Source organism: Lysinibacillus sp. NPDC058147, from assembly GCF_042884205.1.
In the GTDB taxonomy this organism is placed as follows: Bacteria; Bacillota; Bacilli; order Bacillales_A; family Planococcaceae; genus Lysinibacillus.
In genome coordinates this window covers 194,152-218,621 of the sequence record NZ_JBHVUJ010000004.1, presented here as the reverse complement: position 1 = coordinate 218,621, position 24,470 = coordinate 194,152, and the positions used below count along the sequence as shown (strand labels likewise).

The 24,470-nt window shown below is 36.4% G+C and carries 20 protein-coding genes; 6 read left to right on the top strand and 14 right to left on the bottom strand.

Annotated features, from left to right (window positions below):
* Positions 1-69: 69 nt before the first annotated feature.
* From ACFVT8_RS13760 to ACFVT8_RS13735, 6 genes are all read right to left on the bottom strand, one after another.
* Positions 70-384: a YpoC family protein gene (locus ACFVT8_RS13760; protein WP_387080973.1), complete on the bottom strand. Its 315-nt coding sequence runs from the start codon at positions 382-384 to the stop codon at positions 70-72.
* A complete protein-coding gene (gene nth, locus ACFVT8_RS13755) occupies positions 381-1,043 on the bottom strand; it encodes an endonuclease III (RefSeq protein ID WP_387080971.1) in 663 nt (220 codons plus the stop codon). Before nth ends, ACFVT8_RS13760 begins: the two co-directional genes overlap by 4 nt.
* 12 nt (positions 1,044-1,055) lie before the next feature.
* Positions 1,056-1,784: a DnaD domain-containing protein gene (locus ACFVT8_RS13750; RefSeq protein WP_387080969.1), complete on the bottom strand. Its 729-nt coding sequence runs from the start codon at positions 1,782-1,784 to the stop codon at positions 1,056-1,058.
* 158 nt (positions 1,785-1,942) lie between these two features.
* Positions 1,943-3,238 (bottom strand): asparagine--tRNA ligase, encoded by a 1,296-nt coding sequence (gene asnS / locus ACFVT8_RS13745; protein ID WP_387080967.1) that lies wholly within the window; start codon positions 3,236-3,238, stop codon positions 1,943-1,945.
* Between the two features lie 28 nt (positions 3,239-3,266).
* Positions 3,267-4,460: a pyridoxal phosphate-dependent aminotransferase gene (locus tag ACFVT8_RS13740; RefSeq protein WP_387080966.1), complete on the bottom strand. Its 1,194-nt coding sequence runs from the start codon at positions 4,458-4,460 to the stop codon at positions 3,267-3,269.
* A gap of 16 nt (positions 4,461-4,476) precedes the next feature.
* On the bottom strand, positions 4,477-4,959 hold the full coding sequence (locus tag ACFVT8_RS13735; protein WP_387080964.1) for a cell wall elongation regulator TseB-like domain-containing protein: 483 nt from the start codon (positions 4,957-4,959) through the stop codon (positions 4,477-4,479).
* A 581-nt stretch (positions 4,960-5,540) separates the two neighbouring features.
* Here ACFVT8_RS13735 and ACFVT8_RS13730 point away from each other — a divergent pair.
* Positions 5,541-7,562, top strand: a complete 2,022-nt coding sequence (locus tag ACFVT8_RS13730; RefSeq protein ID WP_387081519.1) for a multicopper oxidase family protein — start codon at positions 5,541-5,543, stop codon at positions 7,560-7,562.
* 91 nt (positions 7,563-7,653) lie between these two features.
* On the opposite strand, the gene ACFVT8_RS13725 is transcribed toward ACFVT8_RS13730, so the two are convergent.
* The 4 genes from ACFVT8_RS13725 to ACFVT8_RS13710 form a co-directional block, all read right to left on the bottom strand.
* The gene (locus tag ACFVT8_RS13725) at positions 7,654-10,647 is read right to left on the bottom strand and encodes an efflux RND transporter permease subunit (protein WP_387080963.1); all 2,994 of its coding nucleotides are present in this window, start codon (positions 10,645-10,647) and stop codon (positions 7,654-7,656) included.
* Between the two features lie 34 nt (positions 10,648-10,681).
* Positions 10,682-11,452, bottom strand: a complete 771-nt coding sequence (locus ACFVT8_RS13720; RefSeq protein ID WP_387080962.1) for a MerR family transcriptional regulator — start codon at positions 11,450-11,452, stop codon at positions 10,682-10,684.
* A gap of 253 nt (positions 11,453-11,705) precedes the next feature.
* The gene (locus ACFVT8_RS13715) at positions 11,706-12,968 is read right to left on the bottom strand and encodes an MFS transporter (RefSeq protein WP_387080961.1); all 1,263 of its coding nucleotides are present in this window, start codon (positions 12,966-12,968) and stop codon (positions 11,706-11,708) included.
* Between the two features lie 391 nt (positions 12,969-13,359).
* Complete coding sequence (locus ACFVT8_RS13710; protein ID WP_387080960.1) at positions 13,360-14,256, bottom strand: LysR family transcriptional regulator; 897 nt, start codon at positions 14,254-14,256, stop codon at positions 13,360-13,362.
* A gap of 104 nt (positions 14,257-14,360) precedes the next feature.
* On the opposite strand from ACFVT8_RS13710, the gene ACFVT8_RS13705 reads away from it, so the two are divergent.
* A complete protein-coding gene (locus ACFVT8_RS13705; RefSeq protein WP_387080958.1) occupies positions 14,361-15,536 on the top strand; it encodes an MFS transporter in 1,176 nt (391 codons plus the stop codon).
* A gap of 443 nt (positions 15,537-15,979) precedes the next feature.
* Here the strand turns inward: ACFVT8_RS13705 and ACFVT8_RS13700 are convergent, their stop codons facing one another.
* The 4 genes from ACFVT8_RS13700 to ACFVT8_RS13685 all read right to left on the bottom strand — a co-directional run bounded on the left by ACFVT8_RS13700 (position 15,980) and on the right by ACFVT8_RS13685 (position 18,780).
* Positions 15,980-17,215, bottom strand: a complete 1,236-nt coding sequence (locus ACFVT8_RS13700) for a Zn-dependent hydrolase (RefSeq protein ID WP_387080957.1) — start codon at positions 17,213-17,215, stop codon at positions 15,980-15,982.
* A 134-nt stretch (positions 17,216-17,349) separates the two neighbouring features.
* Positions 17,350-17,811: a nucleoside deaminase gene (locus ACFVT8_RS13695; protein ID WP_387080956.1), complete on the bottom strand. Its 462-nt coding sequence runs from the start codon at positions 17,809-17,811 to the stop codon at positions 17,350-17,352.
* A 116-nt stretch (positions 17,812-17,927) separates the two neighbouring features.
* A complete protein-coding gene (locus ACFVT8_RS13690; protein WP_387224278.1) occupies positions 17,928-18,140 on the bottom strand; it encodes a hypothetical protein in 213 nt (70 codons plus the stop codon).
* 31 nt (positions 18,141-18,171) lie between these two features.
* Positions 18,172-18,780 (bottom strand): ankyrin repeat domain-containing protein, encoded by a 609-nt coding sequence (locus ACFVT8_RS13685; RefSeq protein ID WP_387080954.1) that lies wholly within the window; start codon positions 18,778-18,780, stop codon positions 18,172-18,174.
* Between the two features lie 213 nt (positions 18,781-18,993).
* On the opposite strand from ACFVT8_RS13685, the gene ACFVT8_RS13680 reads away from it, so the two are divergent.
* The 4 genes from ACFVT8_RS13680 (at position 18,994) to ACFVT8_RS13665 (ending at position 24,429) form a co-directional block, all read left to right on the top strand.
* A complete protein-coding gene (locus ACFVT8_RS13680; protein ID WP_387080953.1) occupies positions 18,994-20,712 on the top strand; it encodes a PucR family transcriptional regulator ligand-binding domain-containing protein in 1,719 nt (572 codons plus the stop codon).
* Between the two features lie 196 nt (positions 20,713-20,908).
* A complete protein-coding gene (locus ACFVT8_RS13675; protein WP_387080952.1) occupies positions 20,909-22,663 on the top strand; it encodes an ABC transporter ATP-binding protein in 1,755 nt (584 codons plus the stop codon).
* Between the two features lie 18 nt (positions 22,664-22,681).
* Positions 22,682-23,359 carry a response regulator transcription factor gene (locus tag ACFVT8_RS13670; protein ID WP_387080950.1) on the top strand — a complete coding sequence of 226 codons (678 nt, stop codon included), beginning with the start codon at positions 22,682-22,684 and terminating at the stop codon, positions 23,357-23,359.
* Positions 23,356-24,429, top strand: coding sequence for a HAMP domain-containing sensor histidine kinase (locus ACFVT8_RS13665; protein WP_387080948.1), 1,074 nt, complete (start codon positions 23,356-23,358; stop codon positions 24,427-24,429). Before ACFVT8_RS13670 ends, ACFVT8_RS13665 begins: the two co-directional genes overlap by 4 nt.
* The last annotated feature ends 41 nt before the right edge of the window (positions 24,430-24,470 follow it).

Genomic DNA, 24,470 nt, shown 5'->3' with positions numbered 1-24,470 from the left:
TCTCGCGCTTTTCAGGTTTGACCAGTTATGTACCAGCCTCTTTTTATATTTTTGTGTTTATTTGTTGTATTATTTTTTTGCAGCCTGCAAGCGTAGCCGTGCTGCTCGTTTTTTCGTTTCCTTAAATAATTCACCGAGCTGACGATAACAGGCATATTGGCTAGGCTTTGCTTTTATAAAGGTTAATCGTTCAATACCGTTAATAGGCAACACTTCATCGCCTGCTTCTTGCACTAGACGATCAAACAATAAAATGGCCATTTCCATCAAGCCTTTTGCTTCGCCATTCCTTGCATCATGAGCTGCATGAATTTTAGCTTCTAGTTCTGTCCACTCTGCAAACCAAGCATCTATTTTTACCTTCGCAATTGCTTCTACATTCACGCTTCCTTCACCAGCCCTTTTTTTAAACGCTTCTGTCCTTCTCTACAATCATCAAGTAAAGGACATGTGTGACAGTTAGGGTTTTGAGCTTTACAATGATAACGACCGAAAAAAATTAACTGATGATGTGTTTTCGACCACTTGTCCATCGGTGTTTTTTTCATAATTGTTTCTTCGACTTCTAGCACTGTATCCTTCCAGCGACAAAGCCCTAATCGTTTAGACACACGCTCTACATGTGTATCCACTGCAAGTGCAGGAATATCAAAAGCTACCGACAACACGACATTAGCTGTCTTACGACCAACACCAGGCAATGTGACTAGTGCCTCTCGGCTTGCTGGTATTTCAGCATTGTACTCTTCTAATAGTCGTTGACATAATGCTTGAATATTTTTCGCCTTATTTCGATACAGACCGATGGAACGAATATCCTGTTGTAGCTCCTCTAGGGATACAGCTAAATAATCTTCTGGCTTTTTATATTTTTGAAACAATGTTTTCGTTACTTTGTTTACAAGTACATCCGTACACTGTGCCGATAATAACGTAGCAATAGTCAGCTCAAACGGATTGTCATGTACTAGCTCACAATGTGCATCAGGAAACATACGATCCATTTCCGCTAGACAATGCTCCCATTGTGTTTTTGTTAACATATCGGAAGCCCCCTATTCTCTTTCTTCTAACCAATTATAAAATGGTACTTTATTTGTCGACTGCGTTTCTTGCTGAATTGAACGAGCTGGTGGTCTGTTAAATGTTTGTTTTTCACGGAACTGCTCGCTTTGCTTCTGTGCAGCCTGTGGTGTCGTAATATTTTTCTTTTTCCACTCTAATAATATTCGATCAATATAACGAATACTTAGCTTACCAGCAAACACAGCCTCCTTAAGCGCCTCTTTAATAAGCGCTGGACTGTGCTTATCTTCATCTAGCCAAGACCCAATTTTTTCTAGCTCTAAAGGAGATAAAAGACGCCCCATTTCCTCTTCAAATAACCGGAATATTTCACCCTCTTCTTGTCGAAGTGATGCTGCTGATTTTTGATGTTCCTTCATTTCAATCATCTGCATAATACGCTCCCAAAGTGGATATACCGAATATTTTTCATATAATTTCCCACTTGCATCAACGTCGCTTGTTATTTCAAGGAAACCTTTTTGCATTAATCGCTGTAGACGTGAAGTAACGTCATTGCCAGGCATTGTGAGACGATTCATCAAATCATTAGGCGTTGGAAAATCATTACCCTCCATATGGAACGCAAGTAAATGCATAACAATAAGTGCCTCATCATCCTCAATATTTAACTCCTTATAAAACTGAAAAAAAAGGTGAGGAATTTGAATCATTTTCTGCTCAGTCCATGTACGGAGTCGATTGTTATTTGTGCTCATATTATACTTGACTCCTTTTTCCATCGTAAGTAGAAAAGCCGCGTAGACATACTACGCGACTTTTAATTTTAACTGCTTTAAAGGCAATATTTTATCAGTACCGAAAGTGAAGCGTCAGGTACAAGTCTCCTACCTCAATTTTTGGCAAGAGTTGTTGCTTATGGGTATAAACGGTTTAGTAAACGTGGGAATGGAATCGTTTCACGAATGTGCTCCGTGCCAGAAATCCATGCTACTGTACGTTCTAATCCAAGACCGAAGCCTGAATGTGGCACAGAACCTTGTTTACGTAACTCTAAATACCATGCATAAGCATCTAAAGATAATTGATGTTCTTCAAGACGTGATTTTAATAAATCAAAGTCATGAATACGCTCAGAACCACCAATTATTTCACCATAACCTTCTGGTGCAATTAAATCTGCACATAATACTACATCATCACGGTCAGGATGTGGTTGCATGTAGAATGGCTTAATGCCTACTGGGTAACAAGTGATGAATACAGGTTTGTCAAATGAATTAGCAATTGCTGTTTCATGTGGTGCACCGAAATCATCGCCCCATTCAATATCGTCAAATCCTTGTTCATGTAATAATTTAATGGCATCGTCGTAAGAAATACGAGGGAATGGCGCTTTGATATTTTCAAGTTTTGATGTATCACGACCAAGTCGCTCTAATTCTAATTTGCAGTTTGCCAGAACTGATTGCACAATATGCGATACATACTGTTCTTGTACTTCTAGGTTTTCTTCAAATTCCACAAATGCCATTTCCGGTTCAATCATCCAAAATTCGATTAAGTGACGGCGTGTTTTAGATTTTTCTGCACGGAATGTAGGACCGAATGAGAATACTTTACCTAATGCCATTGCAGCCGCTTCCATATAAAGTTGACCAGATTGAGAAAGATATGCATCCTCATCAAAATATTTTGTGTGGAATAGCTCAGAAGTACCTTCAGGAGCTGATCCAGTTAAAATCGGTGGGTCCATTTTTGTAAAGCCATTGTCGTTGAAAAACTCGTAAGTTGCACGAATAATTTCGTTACGAATTTTCATGATCGCATGTTGCTTACGAGAACGTAGCCATAAGTGACGGTTATCCATTAAAAACTCTGGACCATGTTCTTTTGGTGTAATAGGGAAATCAGTTGCAGCATGTAGTACTTCAATACCAGTTACAGCAATTTCACAGCCAAAGCTTGAACGCTCATCAGCTTTAACCTCTCCCGTAATGTACATTGAAGTTTCTTGAGTCATACCTTTTGCAATGGCGAAAATTTCTTCGCCTACTTCTTCTTTTACAACAACGCCCTGAACAAAGCCAGAACCATCACGTAATTGCAAGAAGGCAATTTTCCCACTTGATCGTTTGTTCGCTAACCAAGCTCCTAGCTTGACGGTTTCACCGATATGTTTTGGCATATCTTGAATCATAATTTTTTTCATAGAAATCCTCCAAAGTTGGTTAAAAGGATTAGTCTTGCCATTTTGATTTTACAAATGTATCAATTCGACGGACTGCCTCTTCTAATAAGTCTAAAGATGTAGCATAAGATAATCGCATTGTTGTTGGTGCACCAAAGCCAGAACCTGGAATCACTGCTACGTTTGCTTCTGTTAAAATATCCGAAGCGAATGCATCTACTGAATCATAGCCAGTGTGAGCCATAGCTTCTGCTACATCTGGTAATAAGTAGAATGCACCCTGAGGTTTTAAAACGTTGAAGCCAGGAATTGCACTTAACTGTGGATAAATTTTTTCAAGACGAGATTCGAATGCTTGACGCATTTCTTCTACAGCGTCTTGTGGTCCATTGTACGCTTCCACTGTTGCATATTGTGCAGTTGTTGTTGCGTTTGATGTTGAGTGTGATGCAAGGTCAGTCATTGACTTGATAATGTCCGCATCCCCTGCAGCATACCCGATACGCCAGCCTGTCATAGAGTGAGATTTCGCAACACCATTTACAACGATTGTACGTGCTTTCACTGCATCAGATAACTGTGCAATTGAAAAATGCTCAATACCATTGTATACAAGCTTCTCATAAATTTCATCTGACACGATTAAAATATCTTTTTCTTCTGCAACAGCAGCAATTTCAGCAATCTCTTCACGAGAATAAATCATACCTGATGGGTTGCTAGGAGAGTTAATAATAACTGCTTTTGTTTTATCTGTCACAGCAGCTCTTAATTGATCCGCAGTAATTTTATAGCCTTGCTCACGTGTGCCTTCCACATAAACAGGTACACCACCTGCTAATTTTACTTGCTCAGGATAAGATACCCAATAAGGAATCGGAATAATAACTTCATCGCCCTCGTTTAAAATAACTTGGAATAAAGTATAAAGAATATGTTTTGCACCAACACCTACAATCACTTCATTCGGCTTGTATGTAAGATTGTTGTCGCGTTGAAGTTTATCGATAATCGCTTTTTTAAGTACTGGAAGACCGCCAGCAGGTGTATATTTTGTTAAACCTTTTTCCATCGAGTCAATGGCTGCGTTTAAAATATTTTGTGGCGTGTTGAAGTCTGGCTCACCAGCACCTAGACCAATAACATCAATACCTTGCTCTTTTAATTCCTTTGCTTTTGCAGTAATTGCTAAAGTTGAAGAAGGTGTTAAAGTTTTTACACGGTTTGCTAATAAATTTTTCATACGGGATCTACTCCTCTTATAAATTCGTAATGCGCTTCCACCAGTCGCCGTCCTTAAACATAATATAGACATAGTTGAGCTTATCGTGATCGTTTAGGTATGTAATTTCCCAAACAGCACCTGGCTCCTCATAGCCTAATTTGATATTAAGGACCTTTTGTACATTGCCTTCTTTTTTTAAAACCGATAATGCCTGCTTTTCCGTAATACCATCTTCTAAAAGTACTTCCTTAATCGAATCAGCTTCTAGATTCGTCGGAACAAAGACAGCTTTTTTATCACCATATTCATCTACCCCGAACACAGTGACATACGAATGTTTGCCATTATATGTGTAAGACTCCGAGACAATTGCGAGGGCTTTGGCATCGAGTGCCAACTGTTCAGCCTGATCTTCAATTGATCGGAATGGAGCCTCGGCTTTCCAGAGTACTAAAATACTAATGACAAGTGACAATGAAACCATAAAGACAGAAATGAAAATCAACCAGTTTTTCATATATTCACCTTATGTTTCACATCTAGCGTTTTTTTTAACACGAACGCCTGATGCTTTTGCATGTCTATAACTGCGTATACATTCATTTTGCTTTCCATTTTTGTCAACCTGCTTTCTTTCCTCATACCACAACATTATACAACAATTTTGCGCTGTCGTGTTTCTTAATTTCATATATTGTACGTTGATAAATTAACGTTTTCAAATGATTCGAGTAGTAATTTATTTCTTTTTAGTTCAGCCCAGAAAAATGTTAACCCTTTCATTAAAAAAATTCCTATTCACAATTGCAAATAGGAAGTAATATTTTCCGCAAAAAACCTTTTAATAATTCACAAATAGCGCGGTACAAGCATCCATTTGCCTGCTACTATAAAAATATTTATTGTAATTGACACAAACGCCCATGATGATACCTTTTATCGTCTAAGTCTCTTCTGGCAGTTAATAAGCGATAAACAGTAGATATTTTATATAAGTACAATTATCTCCATTATTGGCCTAGTTGCCTATTATTTTTACCCATATTATAAGGTAATGAGCAATTTTAAGAATTGAAAAAGGGACGTGATGTTTTGACTATAGAAGTTAATCCTACAGATCCAGCGACAATACCAAAATTTGTGGATGAGCTGCCAAAACCGGTTACCGCTAAACCTAAATACTTTAAGGGCCAACAGAGAAAAGATTATTATGAACTTAAAATGATGCAAGCAGAGCATTGTTTCCATAAAGATTTCCCAAAATCAATCATTTGGGGCTATAACGGACTTTATCCCGGACCGACAATTGAAGCTACAAAAGACAAAAGCATTTATGTTAGATATTCAAACCAATTACCCTTAAAGCACTTCTTACCCGTCGATTTTACACTTCATGCGGCAAACGATTCTAAAGAAGTAAGGACTGTTACACATTTACATGGCGCAAATGTAGATTGGGAAAGTGATGGCCATCCCGAGGCATGGTATACAAGAGATTATGCACAAACAGGTCCAAAATTCAGTAAAGAAATACATGAATATACCAATCATCAATCCGGTGCTACACTGTGGTATCATGATCATGCAATGGCGCTAACTCGTTTAAATGTGTATGCAGGATTAGCAGGTTTTTATTTACTTCGGGATTCACTTGAGGAGCGTTCTAACTTACCTTGTGGTGACTATGAGTACCCTATCTTAATTCAAGATAAATCATTTAATGAAGACGGCTCACTTTTCTATCCTGATGAACCACCATTTCCAGTTCCTGTACACCCATCTATTACACCTGGCTTTGTTGGTAATACCATCGTTGTAAACGGCAAGGTATGGCCATATTTAAATGTCGAACCTCGTAAATATAGATTTCGTTTTCTTAATGGCTCCAATAGAAGAGGTTATGTCATTAGCCTTTCGAACGGTGAGTCTATGATACAAATAGGAACCGACGGAGGCTTTTTAACTGCTCCTCAAGAAATTCAATCTGTTGAGTTATTGCCGGCAGAACGAACAGATATCATTGTCGATTTTTCAAAATATGAAGGTCAGGAAATAACGTTAGTTAATTCTGATGAAGATTTCATAGATGAACATACGAGAGAAATCATGCAGTTTAAAGTATGTCTTCCTCTAAACTGTGAGGACACGAGTGAAATACCTGAAAGGCTTGCAGTATCAATGGATTTACATCCACACGATGCACATATCGAGAGACATTTACCATTAACTGCTACGACAGATGAATTTGGTCGGCCAATGTTATTATTAAATAATCGTATGTATTATGACCCTGCTACTGAAAAGCCTGCACTTGATAGTATAGAAATATGGAATTTTATAAATGCCACACAGTTTGATCACCCTATTCATCTACATTTAATTCAATTTAAAATAATAGAACGACGGCCTTTCGATATAGAGTTATATCAAAATGAAGGTAGATTGGCATTTACAGGTCCCTCTGAAAAACCGCATGACTATGAGCAAGGGTGGAAGGATACTGTAAAAGCTGAAGCAGGGAAGGTTACGAAAATTATTATGCATTGGAAAGATCATGTCGGCCATTATATGTGGCATTGTCATTTCCTAGAACATGAAGATCATGACATGATGCGGCCAATACTCGTCATGAAGGACGTTCACCCTGCGCAAGAGCAACATGCTGAAATCCAACACCATGAAATAGAGTATTCACCAGAACAGAATCATTACGACGCTCATATTGTTACGGGCAATAATGAGCATACTGTACCACTCTTGAACACTACTCCACACATCACGCCACCTGAAAAAATAGTTGACTACTCTCAAGCTTCTTTGCAAACAACGTATTTAGAAGACGAAATAGAATATACTCCTCAAACTATCCCTCTCTTAACTAGTACTAAAAACATTACTCACTCTACTGAAACAACTTACTTAGAAGACAATGTGGAGTATAATCAGCTATCTTCACCACTCTTGAACACTACTCAAAATATCACTTTTTCAAATGTAAAACTCCCGGAACATCAAATTGTTCGTTCTGTTATTGAAAGCATTCCTCAACCAATCTTCCCGTCTACTGAGTTTCTATCTCGACAAAGAATACCTGCAAGGCGTCGGAGAAGATGGTACTAATGTCACAAATATAAAACCACCTTTTAAATGAACTGCCCCGTAAAAGATAGATAAAAAAATCTAATTATTACGGGGTGGTTTTTATAATTTTTTAATTCTTTTTAAATAGGCTATAAAGAATAGGTACAATAAACAATGTTAGAAAAGTAGAAGTAGATAGCCCGCCTATAACTACAACAGAAAGAGACTTTGATATCATCCCAGTTTCATTCGAAATAGCCATCGGGATTAATGCACCCATTGTTGCAATTGCTGTCATCAAAATTGGGCGAATACGTACGACCCCTGCTTCAATTAAAGCTTTTTGCTTGGTCATTCCACATCTTTCAAATTGCTTCACCTTATCAACTAGAACGATAGCATTCGTTACGACAATTCCATTTAGCATGAGTAAACCGATCATTGCTGGCATACCGATTGGTTCCTTCATAATATAAAGTCCAATTAATGCGCCAATAATAGAAAATGGAATAGCGAACAAGATAACAAACGGTGCTTTTCCTTCTTTGAAGGTGAAAACCATAACCAAATAAACTAAGATAACACTAATTGCTATGGCAATCGACAAATTTTTGAAACCATCATCCATCGATGCAGATACACCTTCCTTATAATAGCTAATATTTTTAGGAAGCCGTAAGTTATTAATTACCTTATCTGCTTGAGCAGTGACATCTCCTACTTTTTCATCAGTAATAGTTCCATACACCATGATATATTCATTGCCATTTAGATGAGTAATTGAAGTTACATTATTAACCTTCTTGAGCTCTCCTATTTCATAAAGAAAGACAGGCATTCCCAATGCATTACTGATTTGGAGCTGACCTAAATCTTCAAGGGATGTAACTTCATCCATTTTCAACCCTAGGTTCACTTCTCTCGTTTCCTCTTCAACCCTCAAGGTCGTTACTACATCACCATTAATGAGTGTTCGAAGGCTTTGTGCAACTATAGCCGGAGTTATTCCTTTTTCAGCAAGTTTTTCATTATCCAAATCGAAAACGATTTCAGGTACTTCTCCTTCTAAAGATGTTGTCACATCCTCCATTCCTTGTACTTCTTTTAAAGCAGCAGTGATCTGCTCACTTGCTTTTTTAATATCCTCGAAATCCGCCCCATTTACAACTAGTGTGTATCTGCTTTCTGCTCCTCCTATAATTCCACCTATACCTGCGACTGTCATTTCCTCTGGTTCAGTGATCGTAGTTAATTGTAGTCGAACATCATTTACATATTCGGTCAAATTACCAACAGAATCAATGACAACAAATGAAATCGTCGCACTTCCGGATTGTCCGTCAATATTAGTATTTATAAGGTTAATGTCCTTTCGATTTAATAATATATTTTCTACTCTACTTACGACATCAGCTGTTTTCATTGGAGCAGTTCCTTTTGCCATTGTGATGTCGATCTTGAAATCATTCACATTCTCTTGTGGTAAGAAGGTTGTCCCTAACCTCGGTGCAATAATGAAAATAGAACCTATCAAAATTATTAATGCCAAGGTTAAAGTAACTAAACGATGCTGTAAAACCCAAGTCAAACTGTTTCGATACCAAGTTTGAAGTCTATTTTCATGTGATTCTTTAGGAGTAATTTTTAATAAAAAGATCTTGGACAATATTGGAACAATAGTTACAGCAACAATTAATGAAATCAACAATGAAATAACAATAGTCCATGCAAGTGGCTTAAAAAAACCTCCTACAATTCCAGGCACAAAGGCCAGTGGTAAGAAAACAGCAACAGTTGTTATCGTTGAGGAAGTAATCGCAGATGCTACTTCACTTGTAGCTTCCTCTATTATTTCTACATTTCTTTCTTTTGAAGCTCTAACTCTTCTAAATATATTTTCAATGACGACAATTGAATCATCTACAACTCGTCCAACTGCTACAGCAATACCAGCCAGTGTCATAATATTTAATGTGTATCCCATTGCTTTCAACAAAAGAAAAGATGCAAAAATTGAGACCGGAATGGAGATGACGGCAATAATGGTCGAACGAATATTTTTTAAAAATAATAAGGTGATGATGATTGTCATTAATGCCCCTAAAAATACTTCACATAGCATAGAATGGACCGATTGATTAATTTCGATGGATTGATCACGTAAGATTTCGACTTTATAATCTTCCGGAATAGCTAAATTATTTATTTCTTTTTTCACTTGATCAACGATTGCTACTGTATTAGCACCACCTTCCGGAATAATGCTGAAACTTACGCCCTGTTTTCCGTTAATGCGCGTCATATTGTTTGTGTAATCATTTTCATATGAAATTTCAGCTATTTCGCCTAAATTCGTGGTTGTAATATTTTGCGAATTTACTTCTTTAGTAAAAAGTTTTATGTCTTTAATGTCCTCAATAGATTTTAGCTTGCTATTTATTCGCACTGGCAATACTTCATTTGAAATGGCGATGTCTCCAGTCGGCATTGAAAGATTATTTGCCAAAATGGCTTCTCGAACATCATTTAAAGTAATTCCCCTTGTCATCAATTGATGTGGCAAGAGTTGAATCATAACAAACTTTTCCGTTGTTCCACTAATTTCTATATCACTTATTCCTTCTATTACAGAAAGTTGTGGAATGATAGTATTCTTTACAAAGGTTTCGACTTCGTCATTTTTTTCTGAAGCATATATACCCATTGAGAAAATTATTGGGTTTCCACCAGGTTTAGTTAATTCATACTTCGGTTCCCCTGCAAATTTAGGCAACTGTAATTTATCTATACTTCTCCTTACGAGTTGCTCTGCATCCTTCATATTCATTGTCATTTCAAATTCAATAGTTGAATATACGGCATTGGCTACACCGTTTGTATAAACATTTTTTCTCCCTTCTAGCTTCATAAATTCCCTTTCCATTTGCTCCCCTATATCATTCATCGCTTGTTCGGGTGAAGCTCCTTGATAAGGAATAACTACTGTTAAATATGGAATATCAATATTCGGGTACTTCTCACTATGTAATGTTTGTAATGAATAAATTCCTCCTACAATAATAAGAGGTATTACTAATATCATTGTTAAAGCATTTTTCATACAAAAGCGGATGAATCGTTTCATATTGCACCTTCCTCATATCCCCAGTATTTTCTTTCTATCCCTTCTCAATTTGTATAACAGGTAACAATAAATCTAGTTGAGTAAAATCATCACCTCGATACCATTCAAGAATGGAGCGTGTCGGTACCCATTTGTGTTGAAGCGCGTATTGAAGTAATTTTATGTATCCGTCCTTGATCGTTGACATTTGTTCTTTAAATGGTAACGCCAAACAAATACAAGAAGGCATATGTTCAATAAAATCACTTTCAGCTATATTATTTATGTTTGTATTTGCTGGAACACCAAAGCCGATTTGAGCTTTGATTACATCTTGGCCAGATAAATAATTTAAATAATAACTTTTAATGCTAATATTCAATTGTTTTAATTCATTTGCTCTTTTTTCAAAGTGCGCTCCAAATTTACCCGTTGTGGATTGAGCTGTATACCAAATAATTTTTTCATCATTTTTATCAATCAAATAGATATCATCTCGAATGGAATTACTTTCTAAGTAACGTAAGCTAATATCCAACAAATCTCGTTTTTGTTTCATATTTTGAATCCACGTTTTCATCATCTCCTGGCGAGTCGTTTCATCCTGCTCGTGTAAATAATTTTGAATTTCATGAATAGATACATCTGCTAATCGTAAAGTGGATATTAACTTTACAGTTGCAATTTGACTATCCGCATAAACTCGATAGCCATTTGAACTTCTTTCCTCCGGTAACAGTAAATTTTTAGTTTCATAAAATCGTAATGTACTTTTGGCTATACCAGTTCTTTCAGAGAATTCTTGAATTGTCATATATTTTTTCAAATCATCACACCTCTCCTAACTCCAATGTAAACCTTCAACTAACTTGAAGGTCAAGTGTTATTTTCCATATTAATGTATTATCAGGGATAGTTAACCATCTCTATATTTTCCAATTCAACACGTCTTTTTTATTTACAAAAAAGCCCCTTTTAATGTGCATTAAAGGGACTTAAAGGTTAATCATTTGAAAATAGTATTTAATTTTGTTTAGAATTATTGAATAGTACAACATAGAATAGCAGATTACTTTCAATCATTCTGCTGCTTCGCTCTTTTCAAAGCGTAAAATTCTCTTAGTTACAATTGCCATAACTACCATGGCAATACTAATCATTAAAATAGGAACGTAGACTTTAACATTAAATACCTCAAATAAAACACCGTACAATATTTGCCCAATTGGTGCCATACATTGTGAAACGGCAATAATGATAGCCATGACCTTCCCTAAGTTTTCATTTGGTGTTTCTTTTTGTACAACTGTAATAACGTAAATAGAGATGATCGTCATAATCATAGCGATTAGAAGTGAACTTACAACAAATAAAGTATAGGATGGATAATAGCCAATATTAAGCAGTAAAGGTGTCACCGATAGAGACATTGGGACAATCAATAAAGCAGTGATGAAAATCCAAATATACAAATTATTGATACCCATTTTTTTTGCAAAGTACCCCATCGATAAAGCTCCTAAAATGGTAGCAAAATCAATTAACCCCATTCCTACTCCATACAATGTATCACTACTTTGCATCGTAACTCGGAGAATAATCGGAACCCCTACGACAAACAGCGGTGTTAATAATAAATTTAATAATGCCGCTAAAATCATACATTTGAATATAAAAGATTGCTTCACTACATAGCTAAAGCCCTCTTTCAAATCATTTACAAGCGTCGGAATAATATGTCCGCTCTGCTCTCGTTGGATAAATGGTATATGAATAAACATCTCTAATATGGCAGAAAGGAAAAAGAACACACCACTTAACACGACAAGCACTTTTAAGCCAATCATACCGTACAGTATTCCTCCTAATACAGGAGCAGCTACATTAGACAATGCTTGAATACCATTAACAATTCCATTTGCTTGCTCAAGCTTTTCCTCTTCTACAAGAACTGGAATACTGGCCATCACTGCAGGCGCATACATAGCACTAACAAAGGACAGTAGTACCATCACAACACCAATAAGCAAAACAGAGCTATTACCAATAGCTAGCATTGCAAAGAAAATAAAAACAATTATGCTACTCGTAAAATCGAAAATCACCATTAAATTACGCCGATTAAACCTATCAGCAATTGCTCCTCCAAGCGGTGCAAGTAAAATTGGGACACTCGATATCGCAAATAGTACTGCAAAAAGATCTGCACGTCCTGTAATATCTAGTACATACAGTGATAAGGCAAACCTTAAAAGCGCAGATCCTAAAATAGAAATAATTTGCCCTATCACCATCAGGTTAAAATCTTTTGAAAAACCTTTTCTTTTAATCTGTGATTCCATTCATTAAACCCCTTTCTTTGAGAACTATTAAAGTAACTAATATTTACGACACTCTTGAATATGAAGATTTGCAATGTCTATGAAAATGACTATTTTTTTGTATCGCAAGAAGAATGGCATTACTAAAAACACTCATAATACTTAACCAAATGAGCCACTCAATTTGTGCACTCCAAGACATTTTTAGCAATAAGAACCCCACTATTTTGTAAAATGTAAGAGATCTATTTGTATATAGACCGACTGTCGGTTTATAGATATTATATGGCACCTATCCAAAAAAAGGAACCTCTTTTTTTATTTTATTTTTCTTTTTTCATACTCTTGTTATTCAACTTCCCCCAGAGTATTCACTTTTTGCAACATTAGAAAAAGCTAGCCCTCTTTCGGACTAGCCTTGAAAATAAACTTCAATTTGTTTAATTAACACTTTTGTTGCTTGACTTAAATAACGCTCTACCCGATAAATAATCGACAAACTGCGGCTTGGTGCTTCGTCCTCAATGTGTATGATATGCAAGGTAGGGTCATTCATCTCTTTAATTAACGGATAGGGCTGTACAGTTGCACCTATGTTCGCTTTAACAAGATTAATAATCGACGTAACTGAAGATGTCTCTAGCACAGAATTTAATTGAAAACCATGTTTTTTAACGGTCTCCTCCACAATTTCACGCCCAAAAAAACCTTCTGGATACATAATCACTGGTAGATTTTTCAACTCTGCTATGTTTATACTTTCTCGATTGGCCATCGGATGCTCCTTCGATACAGTTAGCACGTATTCCTCCCTACATAAAGGAATCGTAACAAGGCGGTCATTTGGTAGGACATTAATACCAATACCAATATCAACTTCATTTTCTAGAACTTGCCGCACAATTTCGATGGACGACATAATCTTTAATTTAACTTTAGGGAACTTTTCGTGAAAATCGATGACAAGCTGTGTTATTCGATAGTCTAGATCTGATGGCATAATTCCTATTCGTATATGGCCACTTTTCATATCCTGTAAATCTTTAATGGCGTCTTTAACATTTTGTAATGTATCTAATATTTCTGTCCCATAACTTAACAGCAATGTGCCTGCCTCAGTCAGCACAATTTTTTTGCCAATCCGATCAAACAGTGGCATACCAACTTCGTCTTCGAGTACACGAATTTGCTGACTCAGCGTCGGCTGGGAAATACCAAGTTTTTCAGCTGCTTTTGTAAAATGTAACTCCTCACAAACAGCCATAAAATAGTGTAAATGACGTATTTCCAATGTATCACGACCCATCATAGTTTGTAACTATCATTGTAATAGTAATAATAGTATTGCTCAATTATTTGTGTTGTTATAGACTTCAATTTGTAATTATTATGCTTAGATGGAGTTGAAAGAGAATGAATATAAAAAGTACGATTTTACCAATTATCGCTATTATTTTAGCTTCCTTTAATCTACGACCCGTGATAACTTCCGTTTCACCTTTGTTAGGAACCATTCGAGAGTCATTACACATGAGTGCCGCTACTGCCAGCTTATTAACATCACTAGCGGTACTATGCATGGGCCTATTTGCACCATTTGCAATAAAACTTGCCAATCGCTTTAGTCTCGAACGAGCTATTACTTACTCACTTATTCTTATTGGACTGGCAACAGCTGCAAGGTTTTTTGCCTACTCTGCATGGGTGATGCTGCTAACAGCCTTTCTTGCTGGCATTGGCATCGCTATCGCAGGGCCTTTACTATCAGGCTTTATTAAACAAAATTTCACGAATCCTTCTCGTGTTGTTGGTATTTATTCGTTAGCATTAGTTGTAGGAGCTTCACTCGGTTCAGGGCTTTCCATACCTTTAAGCGCCCTTTTTCATACATGGCAAGCATCTGCTGCTTCATGGGCTATTCTTGCTGTCATCGCTGTTTTCTTTTGGTGGAAACCAATTGAGAAAAAGCCAGCAACTAACACTAGATCAGACACTTCTAATGCTGACAATAATTTAAAGCAACTTTTAACAGATCAAAAAGCTTGGTTATTAACTGTTTTTTTTGGCTTAATGGCTTTCATGTTTTATACAATCATGGCTTGGTTGCCACCTATAGTAGAAGATTTGGGCTATAGTAAACAACAGGCCGGAATGATGTTGACATTATTAACGGTTGCCCAAATGCCTGCAACTTTTTTAGTACCGATATTAAATAATCGTTTTCAGCATAGAGCAGTATGGTTAGTGAGTTGTTCATTGTTAGAATTAATCGGTCTATCTATGCTACTATTTTCCGTTAACCCTTGGCTTAGCAGTCTTTTCATTGGCATAGGTGCAGGTGGGTTATTCTCATTAGGATTAACATTACCAATTGATGAAGCCAAAAACATCAAGGAAGCAAGTATTTTGGCAGCTATGACTCAATCGGTAGGCTTCGTTTTTGCCGCACTTGGACCTTTATTTGTTGGTCTTGTACGAGATTATACAGGTAACTTTACAGTCGCAATTATTGGCATGATGGTCATCGTCATTGCCATGATCCTCATTCAGGTTAAAATTGGTAATCAGAAGCGCCAGCAAATAAAGTGAAATTTAATCAGTGGGGTTTCTTTCCCCCCCACTGATTATTAGTCTTCACCAATTGGGCTTTTACGGGCAGTTTATCTTATACCTTACTTCTTTTCTTGCGCTGAACTTTAAAATGGAAGTCCTACTGCCCGTTAATGCGGGATAAAGTGAAACTTAATCAGTGGGGTTTCTTTCCCCACTAGTCTTCACCAATCGGGCTTTTACGGGCAGTTTATCTTATACCTTACTTCTTTTCTTGCGCTGAACTTTAAAATGGGAGTCCTACTGCCCGTTAATGCGGGATGAATACTGCTTTTATTTCTCAGTAATTATCCAGGATAACAGAAAAAGACGATATTCCCTCACCATGAGAAATAGTCGTCTTTTTTTGATAGTCAGTATCATTTGTATAAAGCTTTTCATGTTTTAAGGCTCTAAAATTGCTATTTTACACAACAAGTCATTTAAATGATTGAAGCATACCTTATTACCGCTTCTTCTAAAACATCAATTCCTAATAAAATATCATCAAGCTCTGTATACTCATCGGGATGGTGACTTAATCCATCCTCAGATGGAATGAAGATAAGGCCCACTGGTCCAAGTCTTGTCATATTCATCGAATCGTGTCCTGCACCGCTTTGCATATATTGATACGAAAGGTCCCTTTCAATACAAATATCTTCTAGTTCTTTCATTAGAATTGGAGATAGTAGGACAGGCTCCTCTGAACTAATAATGTTGTATTCTATAGCAAGCTGTCTTTTTTGTTGAACAAGAGCTATTGTGGCATACAGATGATTCAGCACTCGCTCTCTAGATTCCACAGAAGATGAACGAATATCAATCGTCAACTCTACTTCGCCTGGCACAACGTTCATTGATCCCGCAACAACGTCCAAAATACCTACCGTTGCTACAGTCCCAAAATCTTGCTCTGCTATCGCTACTTTTTCCAATTCTAATGCGAGTTCTGATGCACCAAGAAGGGCATCTTTCCTCATACTCATTGGGGTTGTTCCTGAATGAGAGGCTTTCCCCCTCAGTTTCATTAATATGCGGACTGGTGCTGCTATACCTGTAACAATTCCAATTTTTTTACCATAGCTGATTAGCATCGGGCCCTGCTCAATATGCAATTCAAAAAAGGCATGAAAACCTTCCTCTACTCTACTTGCTTGATCAATACTACTAAAATCAAGGCCACAATAAGCAAATGCTTGTTCCATTGAAATACCATCTCTATCTACTAGATGACGGTATTTTTCTTTGTCAATTAGATCAGCCATCGCTTTACTGCCAACAGTTGAGACACCGAATCGAGAGGACTCCTCACAGGCGAAAGCAATAATTTCAATTGGGTGTTTTGTCAGAATAGACTTTTCATTTAGTCGTTTGATGACCTCAAGTGCAGCAGTTACACCAACTACTCCATCATATTTACCCCCTTGATAAACAGTATCTAAATGAGATCCCATGACAACTGGTTGTAATCCTGGCACACTGCCTTCTCTACGAGCAATAAGATTTCCACAATGGTCAATATGAATTTGAAGATTTTCATCTTTGCATAAACGAACAAAGGCATGTAAACAGGCCTGTTCTTCATTTGTATAGGCAACTCTCGTAATTCCCTTTTCACCTGAATTATATTGGTTCATTTTATCTAATAATTGTCGATACCGTTCTTTGTAAACCATGTAAACAACTCCCTCTTAAGAATTACGAAGATGAAAAAACATCAATTCTTGTTAATTGTTTATATTGAATTTAATTATACAACTAGAAAAGGGAATCTCAACAACGAGATCCCTACTCTAATAATGATTGTAAGCTACTTCACATTTTCAGCTATTTTTTCATTAAAATGAGCGAATAATGCGTCGCAGTCTTCTCTAGACTCTATTTTTTGCATGTTTAGAACACTTTTATCTTTACCCGTTAAGTAGTCTCGTAAATGCAGATCAGAGAATCCATTTTCGTGCGCATCTTCTGCTGTATTGCAATAATGTACTTCTTTTATACCTGACCAAATAATGGCAGATACACACATTGGACATGGTTCACATGTTGCATAAATGACACAATCCGATAAATCCATCGTGCCAAGTTTTTTACATGCCTCACGAATTGCTACCATTTCTGCATGTGCTGATGGGTCTGTATCACGCATCATTGTATTTCCTACAACTGCGATGATTTCATCCCCTCTAACAATCGTTGCACCGAATGGTCCGCCGATATTTTGATCGATACCTTCTTTTGTTTTTTCAACTGCTAATTTAATATAATCCATACAGCAACTCCTCCTACTTTAGTTAATAATATGAGTACCTGCTTGGTTGTTGATTGCTTCTTTTAGACTTTCAGGATTTGTAATAATGACTCTGTTGCCACCATTCTCCAAGAAGCTTAAACTCGCCTTGATTTTTGGTAACATGCTACCTGGTGGGAACTGATTATCGGAGCATTGTCCATATCTTTTGTTGTAAGTGTGAATATCTCACCATTCTCTAAGTTTAGAATGTTTAATGCATGCTTAAAAACACTGTGAACATTCCCTTTAAACAAAGTGCCAACTATTTGTTGAACGAAATAGGTATCACCTGATTTAACGTGTATCATTTGTACACCTCTTTAAGTCTTAGCAGTACTACTATTTTGCTCCCGCTTCTAGTAGAATTTTTTCAATTTCAGTGAAGCCTTTTTCTCTAGCCATAGCTAAAGGTGTAACCCCATATTGATCAACTAATTGTGTGTCTGCACCGTGATCAATTAATAATTGAACAATTTCTTGTTGCTTTTCTTCTCCATCATTGAGAAGAATCGCTTCAATTAACGGTGTCCAGCCACAAATGTTCGTATGGTTGACATTGATATCAGTCTTTGTGACAAGCTCTCGGACAACCTCTACAAAGCCTTTCTCACTTGCTGGATGCACGCCAACACCACCAAAACGCGTTAAGCGCTCTAAGTCGGCATTTGCTTCGATCATCATTTTCACAAGTTCTAATTTCCCATTAATACAGCCATATAAAAATGGATTCAGACAAATTTGATCTTGAAGATCAATATCCGCTCCTTCCATAATCAAAAATTTCACCGCTTCTAATTGATCATTCATAGCAGCAATTAATATTGCTGTTCGTTTTTGCTTATTCCGAGAATTAATATCTATACCTTGTTTTAGATAATCATTTAAAGTATCGATATCTCCTGCTTCGGCAGCCTCTAAGAATTTTGAGACAATAGTTGTTTCTTTCAAATTCCATACCTCCATTTTCCGACCTATTGTTCATTTCATCTAAAAGTAAATGAACTACGAGATTGTTAATTATTTCACACTCTCTCTTACAAGCATTATTTTAGTCCTTTTAGTTAAATTTATCATTGTTTAGCAAAACCAAAAAGAATGCATATGTTTTAGGCAATATGCACAATGATTTGTGATAGAATTATGGCAAAGGGGGGATTGGATTTGCTGACAATAAAGGATATCTTAGAAATCAAGGCAATTGAAGGGATAAAAATTGTGGCTGGAGAGCAAGGAATTCATAATAAAATATCTCTTGTAAATATCATTGAAAATCCTGATGCATTCGACTGGTTAACACCAAATGAATTACTCTTAACAACCGGTTATATCTTCCAAGATGATGAGGAATTACAAAATAGAATTATTAAGGAGATTTCAAAAATCAACTGCTCTGGCCTCGTCATTAAAATGAGACGTTATCTTCAAAAGACCCCTCAAAACATGATAGATGCAGCAAACAAATATGGTTTGCCTTTATTAGAGCTACCCTATAATTACACATTATCCAAAGTCATCTCCATTATTAATGAAAAGGCATCTGGAGGTTACGACTTAATCAATAGAAAATCTTTAGATATGCACAATACCTTATTTAAAGTGGCTTTAGAGGGTGGTGGGATAAAATCAATCTCATCAAAGTTAGCGGAAACGATTAATAATCCGATCATATTTTTAGATAAGGATTGGAATTTACTGCATTACACAGAGCTTGATGACAATCCAATACCACTCGATTATGTAGTAAATTTAAACAATCATCGTCAAACTTTTCCCAAAGATTTTATTAACTCCATTCCAAAAGATTTAAACGAAATGCAAAAATCTATTACAAGGATGTATAATTTTGAAGATTTCTCAGTTAAGTGCAGAATTCTTCCTGTCGCGGTTGCCAATTATATATACGGTTATATCGTCATTTGGCAAACAATTCGTGATCTGACAGAATTTGATTTTTTTGTCTTAGAGCAGGCATCTACGATTGTGGCATTAGAAAGGATTAAACAAAAGGAAATTGAGGAAGTCCGATTAAAAATTAAACAAGAATTTTTTGATGATTTACTGACTGGTAGAATTACATCAAGTGAAACGCTTCAAACTCTTTACGATCTACATGGATTGAATCCAAATAATAAGTATTATTGCACCGTTATTTCCGTCTTCACTGACAAATTAGATGAACATCAAGATTTGATTTCAAGAAAATACGAATCGGACAATTTAGCAAAAAAATGTGTAAAATTAATTCAGGAACATTCTGATACGATAAACGGTGAAATCACATGTTTATACCGAAACAATCAAATTATTATTTTAGTTGCGCAAAATGACGATAAACAAGATATTTCTGTCGTGGAAACTAAACGGTATGCTGAAAATATTTTAGAGTTATTAACCCAACACATAAATCAATCATCATTTTTAATTGGAATAGGTAAAGAATATAAAAACATTCGTTTTCTTCATAAAAGCTTCTCTGAAGCACATGAAGCACTCCGACTCATGCAAAGATTTCATGAGCGCGGAGCAGTTGCCCACTTTGCGGATCACTCGATCTATCATTTTTTGGATTCCAATGTTCCTGAAGAAAAATTAAAAGACTTTTTCCTAGAAAGCATAGGTACACTCTTTGAATATGATCAGGTACATAATACGAGCTATCTTCTGACGTTAGAAAATTATTTTATTAATCAGATGAACATAAGTGAAACAGCTAAAGAGATGTTCATTCATCGCAATACATTGATCTATCGAATTGATAAAATTAAAGAAATATTAAAAACCGATTTAAAAAGCTATGAAGAATTACTCCAAATTCAATTAGCATTAAGAATCTATCGACTTATTGGGAAGTCTTTCGATAAGGATAATTTTACTGGTTAATAGTTTAATGAATAATTGTTAAATCATGCTCTTGGATAAGCACACTATTGGTAGACAAGAAGGTTACTCAGAATTTTGAGTAACCTTTTTCCTTATCATCCCACCTCATTTCATATTCAGTTCATATTGACATGTTATAGTTAGTAACATAAAAGATTCATATTTTATTGTTGATGAAATTGAAGGAGGATTTACTTTGCAGGAGGCATCAAAAGATACAACAAAACTGAAGGATTGGCGGCGTTTTGTTCGCTTAGTCAAACAGGCTGAGCCACCAATATGGCTTTTAATTATTGCATTAATGATGAGTTTAGCAACTACGGGCGTTGGCTTTATCGTACCGTTATTTACAAAAAAACTAGTCGATGGCTTTTCATTAGAATCACTTGATTATTGGCAAATTATTTTGTTAGGTGTTGCTTTTATCGCGCAGGCAATTGCAAGTGGCCTCTCTATTTATTATTTAAATCGCGTCGGACATCATGTTGTAGCGAGATTACGAGATCAACTTTGGAAGAAGTTACTTCATTTACCAATCCCTTATTATGATGAGAACGATACGGGTGAAACTTTAAGTCGTGTTACGAATGACACAGCTGTTGTTAAGGATCTCATTACAGAACACCTTGCAAACTGTTTATCAGGCGTTATATCTATTATTGGATCAGTCATCATTCTATTAATTTTAGATTGGAAAATGACCTTAGTCATGCTAATTGCTGTTCCGCTTGCTATGATTATTTTAATATTGTTAGGAAGACGTATGTTTGTCATTTCAAAAGGAATGCAAGATGAGACAGCAAAATTCACAGCAATACTCAGTCAAGTTTTACCTGAGACACGGTTAGTAAAAGCTTCAAATGCTGAGAATATAGAATATGAGCGCGGTAAGAAAGGAATTACTAACCTCTTTCAGTTCGGCTTAAAAGAGTCTAAAATCCATGCCCTTATTTCGCCACTCATTTCGTTTGTATTAATGTCAGTCCTTGTAGCTATTATTGGTTATGGCGGTGTACGAGTTTCTTCAGGCGAGCTTACAGCTGGTGACATGGTAGCATTTATTTTATATTTAATCCAAATCATTATGCCGATGACCCAATTAACAATGTTCTTTACACAGCTTCAAAAAGCAATGGGTGCTACAGAGCGAATTAGTGCATTACTTGAGCATAAGGAAGAAAATATTTTCGAAGGAAACACATTAGAAAAAGTAGATCAACCGATTTATGTAAAAAATGTTGACTTTGCATATGGAGAAGACCTAATTTTATCGAATATTAATTTTACCATTGAACCAGGTAAAGTTACGGCCATCGTCGGACCTAGTGGCGGAGGAAAAACTACAACATTTTCTCTGTTAGAAAGATACTATCAGCCTACTAATGGCAGTATCACACTCGGTGAAACCCCTATCGACACTTACTCCTTACATTCTTGGAGAAGCCAAATCGGCTACGTTGCTCAGGAAAGTGCACTGCTATCTGGGACGATTCGTGAAAATATTTGCTATGGTATTGATAGAGAAGTACAGGATGAAGAGCTTAAAAGGGTTGCTAAAATGGCCTATGCCGATCAATTTATTAATGAATTACCAGAGCAATTTGATACAGAGGTAGGAGAACGAGGCATTAAGCTTTCTGGCGGTCAACGACAACGAATTTCTATCGCTAGAGCACTTTTGCGTGACCCTCAAATATTAATGCTAGATGAAGCAACATCTAGTCTAGATAGTAAATCAGAAATCTATGTGCAAAATGCATTAGATAATTTAATGCAAGGTAGAACAACTCTTGTCATTGCACACCGCCTATCTACAGTAGTGGATGCTGATCAAATACTTTTTGTAGAGAAAGGACATATTACAGGCAGTGGCACGCACGAAACTCTATTTGAGACTCATAACATGTATCGAGAGTTTGCCATGCAACAATTACGTATTAAAGAGGAATAGCGAAGGGATTTGTTACCCATGACAAAACTATTAATTGTAGATGATGATGCGCATATTCGAGAATTGTTAAAGGTATTTTTACAAAATGAAGGTTTGGAGGTAATTGAGGCTATGGACGGTGTGGATGCATTGTCCAAATTGGATTCTGATAAGGTGGATATGATTATTATGGACATTATGATGCCGAATATGGATGGCTGGGAATTATGCGAAGAAATACGTTCATTTAATGAACATCTACCAATCTTAATGCTAACTGCAAAGGGAGAAACCTCACAAAAGGTAAAGGGTTTTCATCTTGGAACAGATGATTATCTTGTTAAACCATTTGAGCCAGCTGAGCTGATCGTCCGTGTGAAATCAATACTTAAAAGATACCATATTTCCCTATCTCAACTTGTGGAAGCTGGCAATATTAAGTTGAATCGTAATACACATGAAGTCTTGTATAACGGTGAATCTTTAACACTTCGTTTAAAGGAATTTGAACTATTATTTACATTAGCAAGCTATGCTGGGAAAACTTTTTCCCGCGAACAGTTAATCGAAGAAATTTGGGGATACGACTATGAAGGTGATGAACGTACAGTCGATGTTCACATTAAAAGACTTCGGCAACGTTTCCCTCAGGAGACAAGTGGATTTTCTATTCGTACAATTCGCGGCCTAGGCTATCGTTTGGAACTTGTTTCATGAAAAGACTAAAAAATTATTTTAAGCTTTTTTTAACTTTAATGCTTCTTCTTATCATTAGCATCGTCTTTGCTTTTATTTCCTACCATATAACGGCCTGGCTTTATGAATGGTTAGGCATACATCCTAAAGGTTTCTGGCTTCAATTATGGACCGTAGTTGGTGTTTTTGTGCTCTTTGCTTGCTCAGTCATCATCACCTTTTTAATTGGGCTAAAAAGACAACGGAACTATTGGAATACGATTGTAGATGCATTAAGCCGGATTGCAAAAGGCGATTTTTCTGTCAAATTAGATCTTAAAGCAGATGACGAAGATCAATTTGGTCAATTAATACATGGCATCAACCATATGGCAGTCGAATTAGGTGAAATGGAAAGGATGCGTCAAGAATTTATTTCGAATGTATCTCATGAAATTCAGTCACCTCTAACATCGATTAATGGCTTTGCTAAAGCATTGAAAAACATTGACCTCCCTGAAGATAAGCGACAGCATTATTTAACAATCATTGAGATGGAAAGTAATCGACTATCAAAAATTAGTGACAATTTACTAAAGCTAACGTCATTAGAATCTCAACATCACCCCTTCGAGCCGAGGCAATACCGACTTGATAAGCAATTGCGCAATGTCGTACTAACGCTTGAACCAAATTGGCTAGCTAAAAATATCGACATGGATATGCAATTAGAAAACATTTCAGTAATGGCTGATGAAGATTTAATGAATCAAGTATGGATGAATTTACTAAGCAACAGCATTAAATTCACGCCAGCTGCTGGCACCATTACAATATCTATGCTGAAGAAAATGGACACAATCACTATTGCCATTCATGATAATGGTATGGGTTTAACGCCGGAACAACAAAATCATGTATTCGAACGATTTTATAAGGCTGACCTATCAAGGACAGCTGAGAATGGCGGAAGTGGTTTAGGGCTATCTATCGTAAAAAAAATCATCGATATGCATAACGGAACCATTACTGTTGAAAGCAAGCTTGCTGAATTTACAACATTTTTTGTAACGCTGCCACTAGAAATAAATCAGACTCGTGCAAACTCATAGGAGATTCAATTTTCGTCTGCACGAGTCTATTTAACTGATGA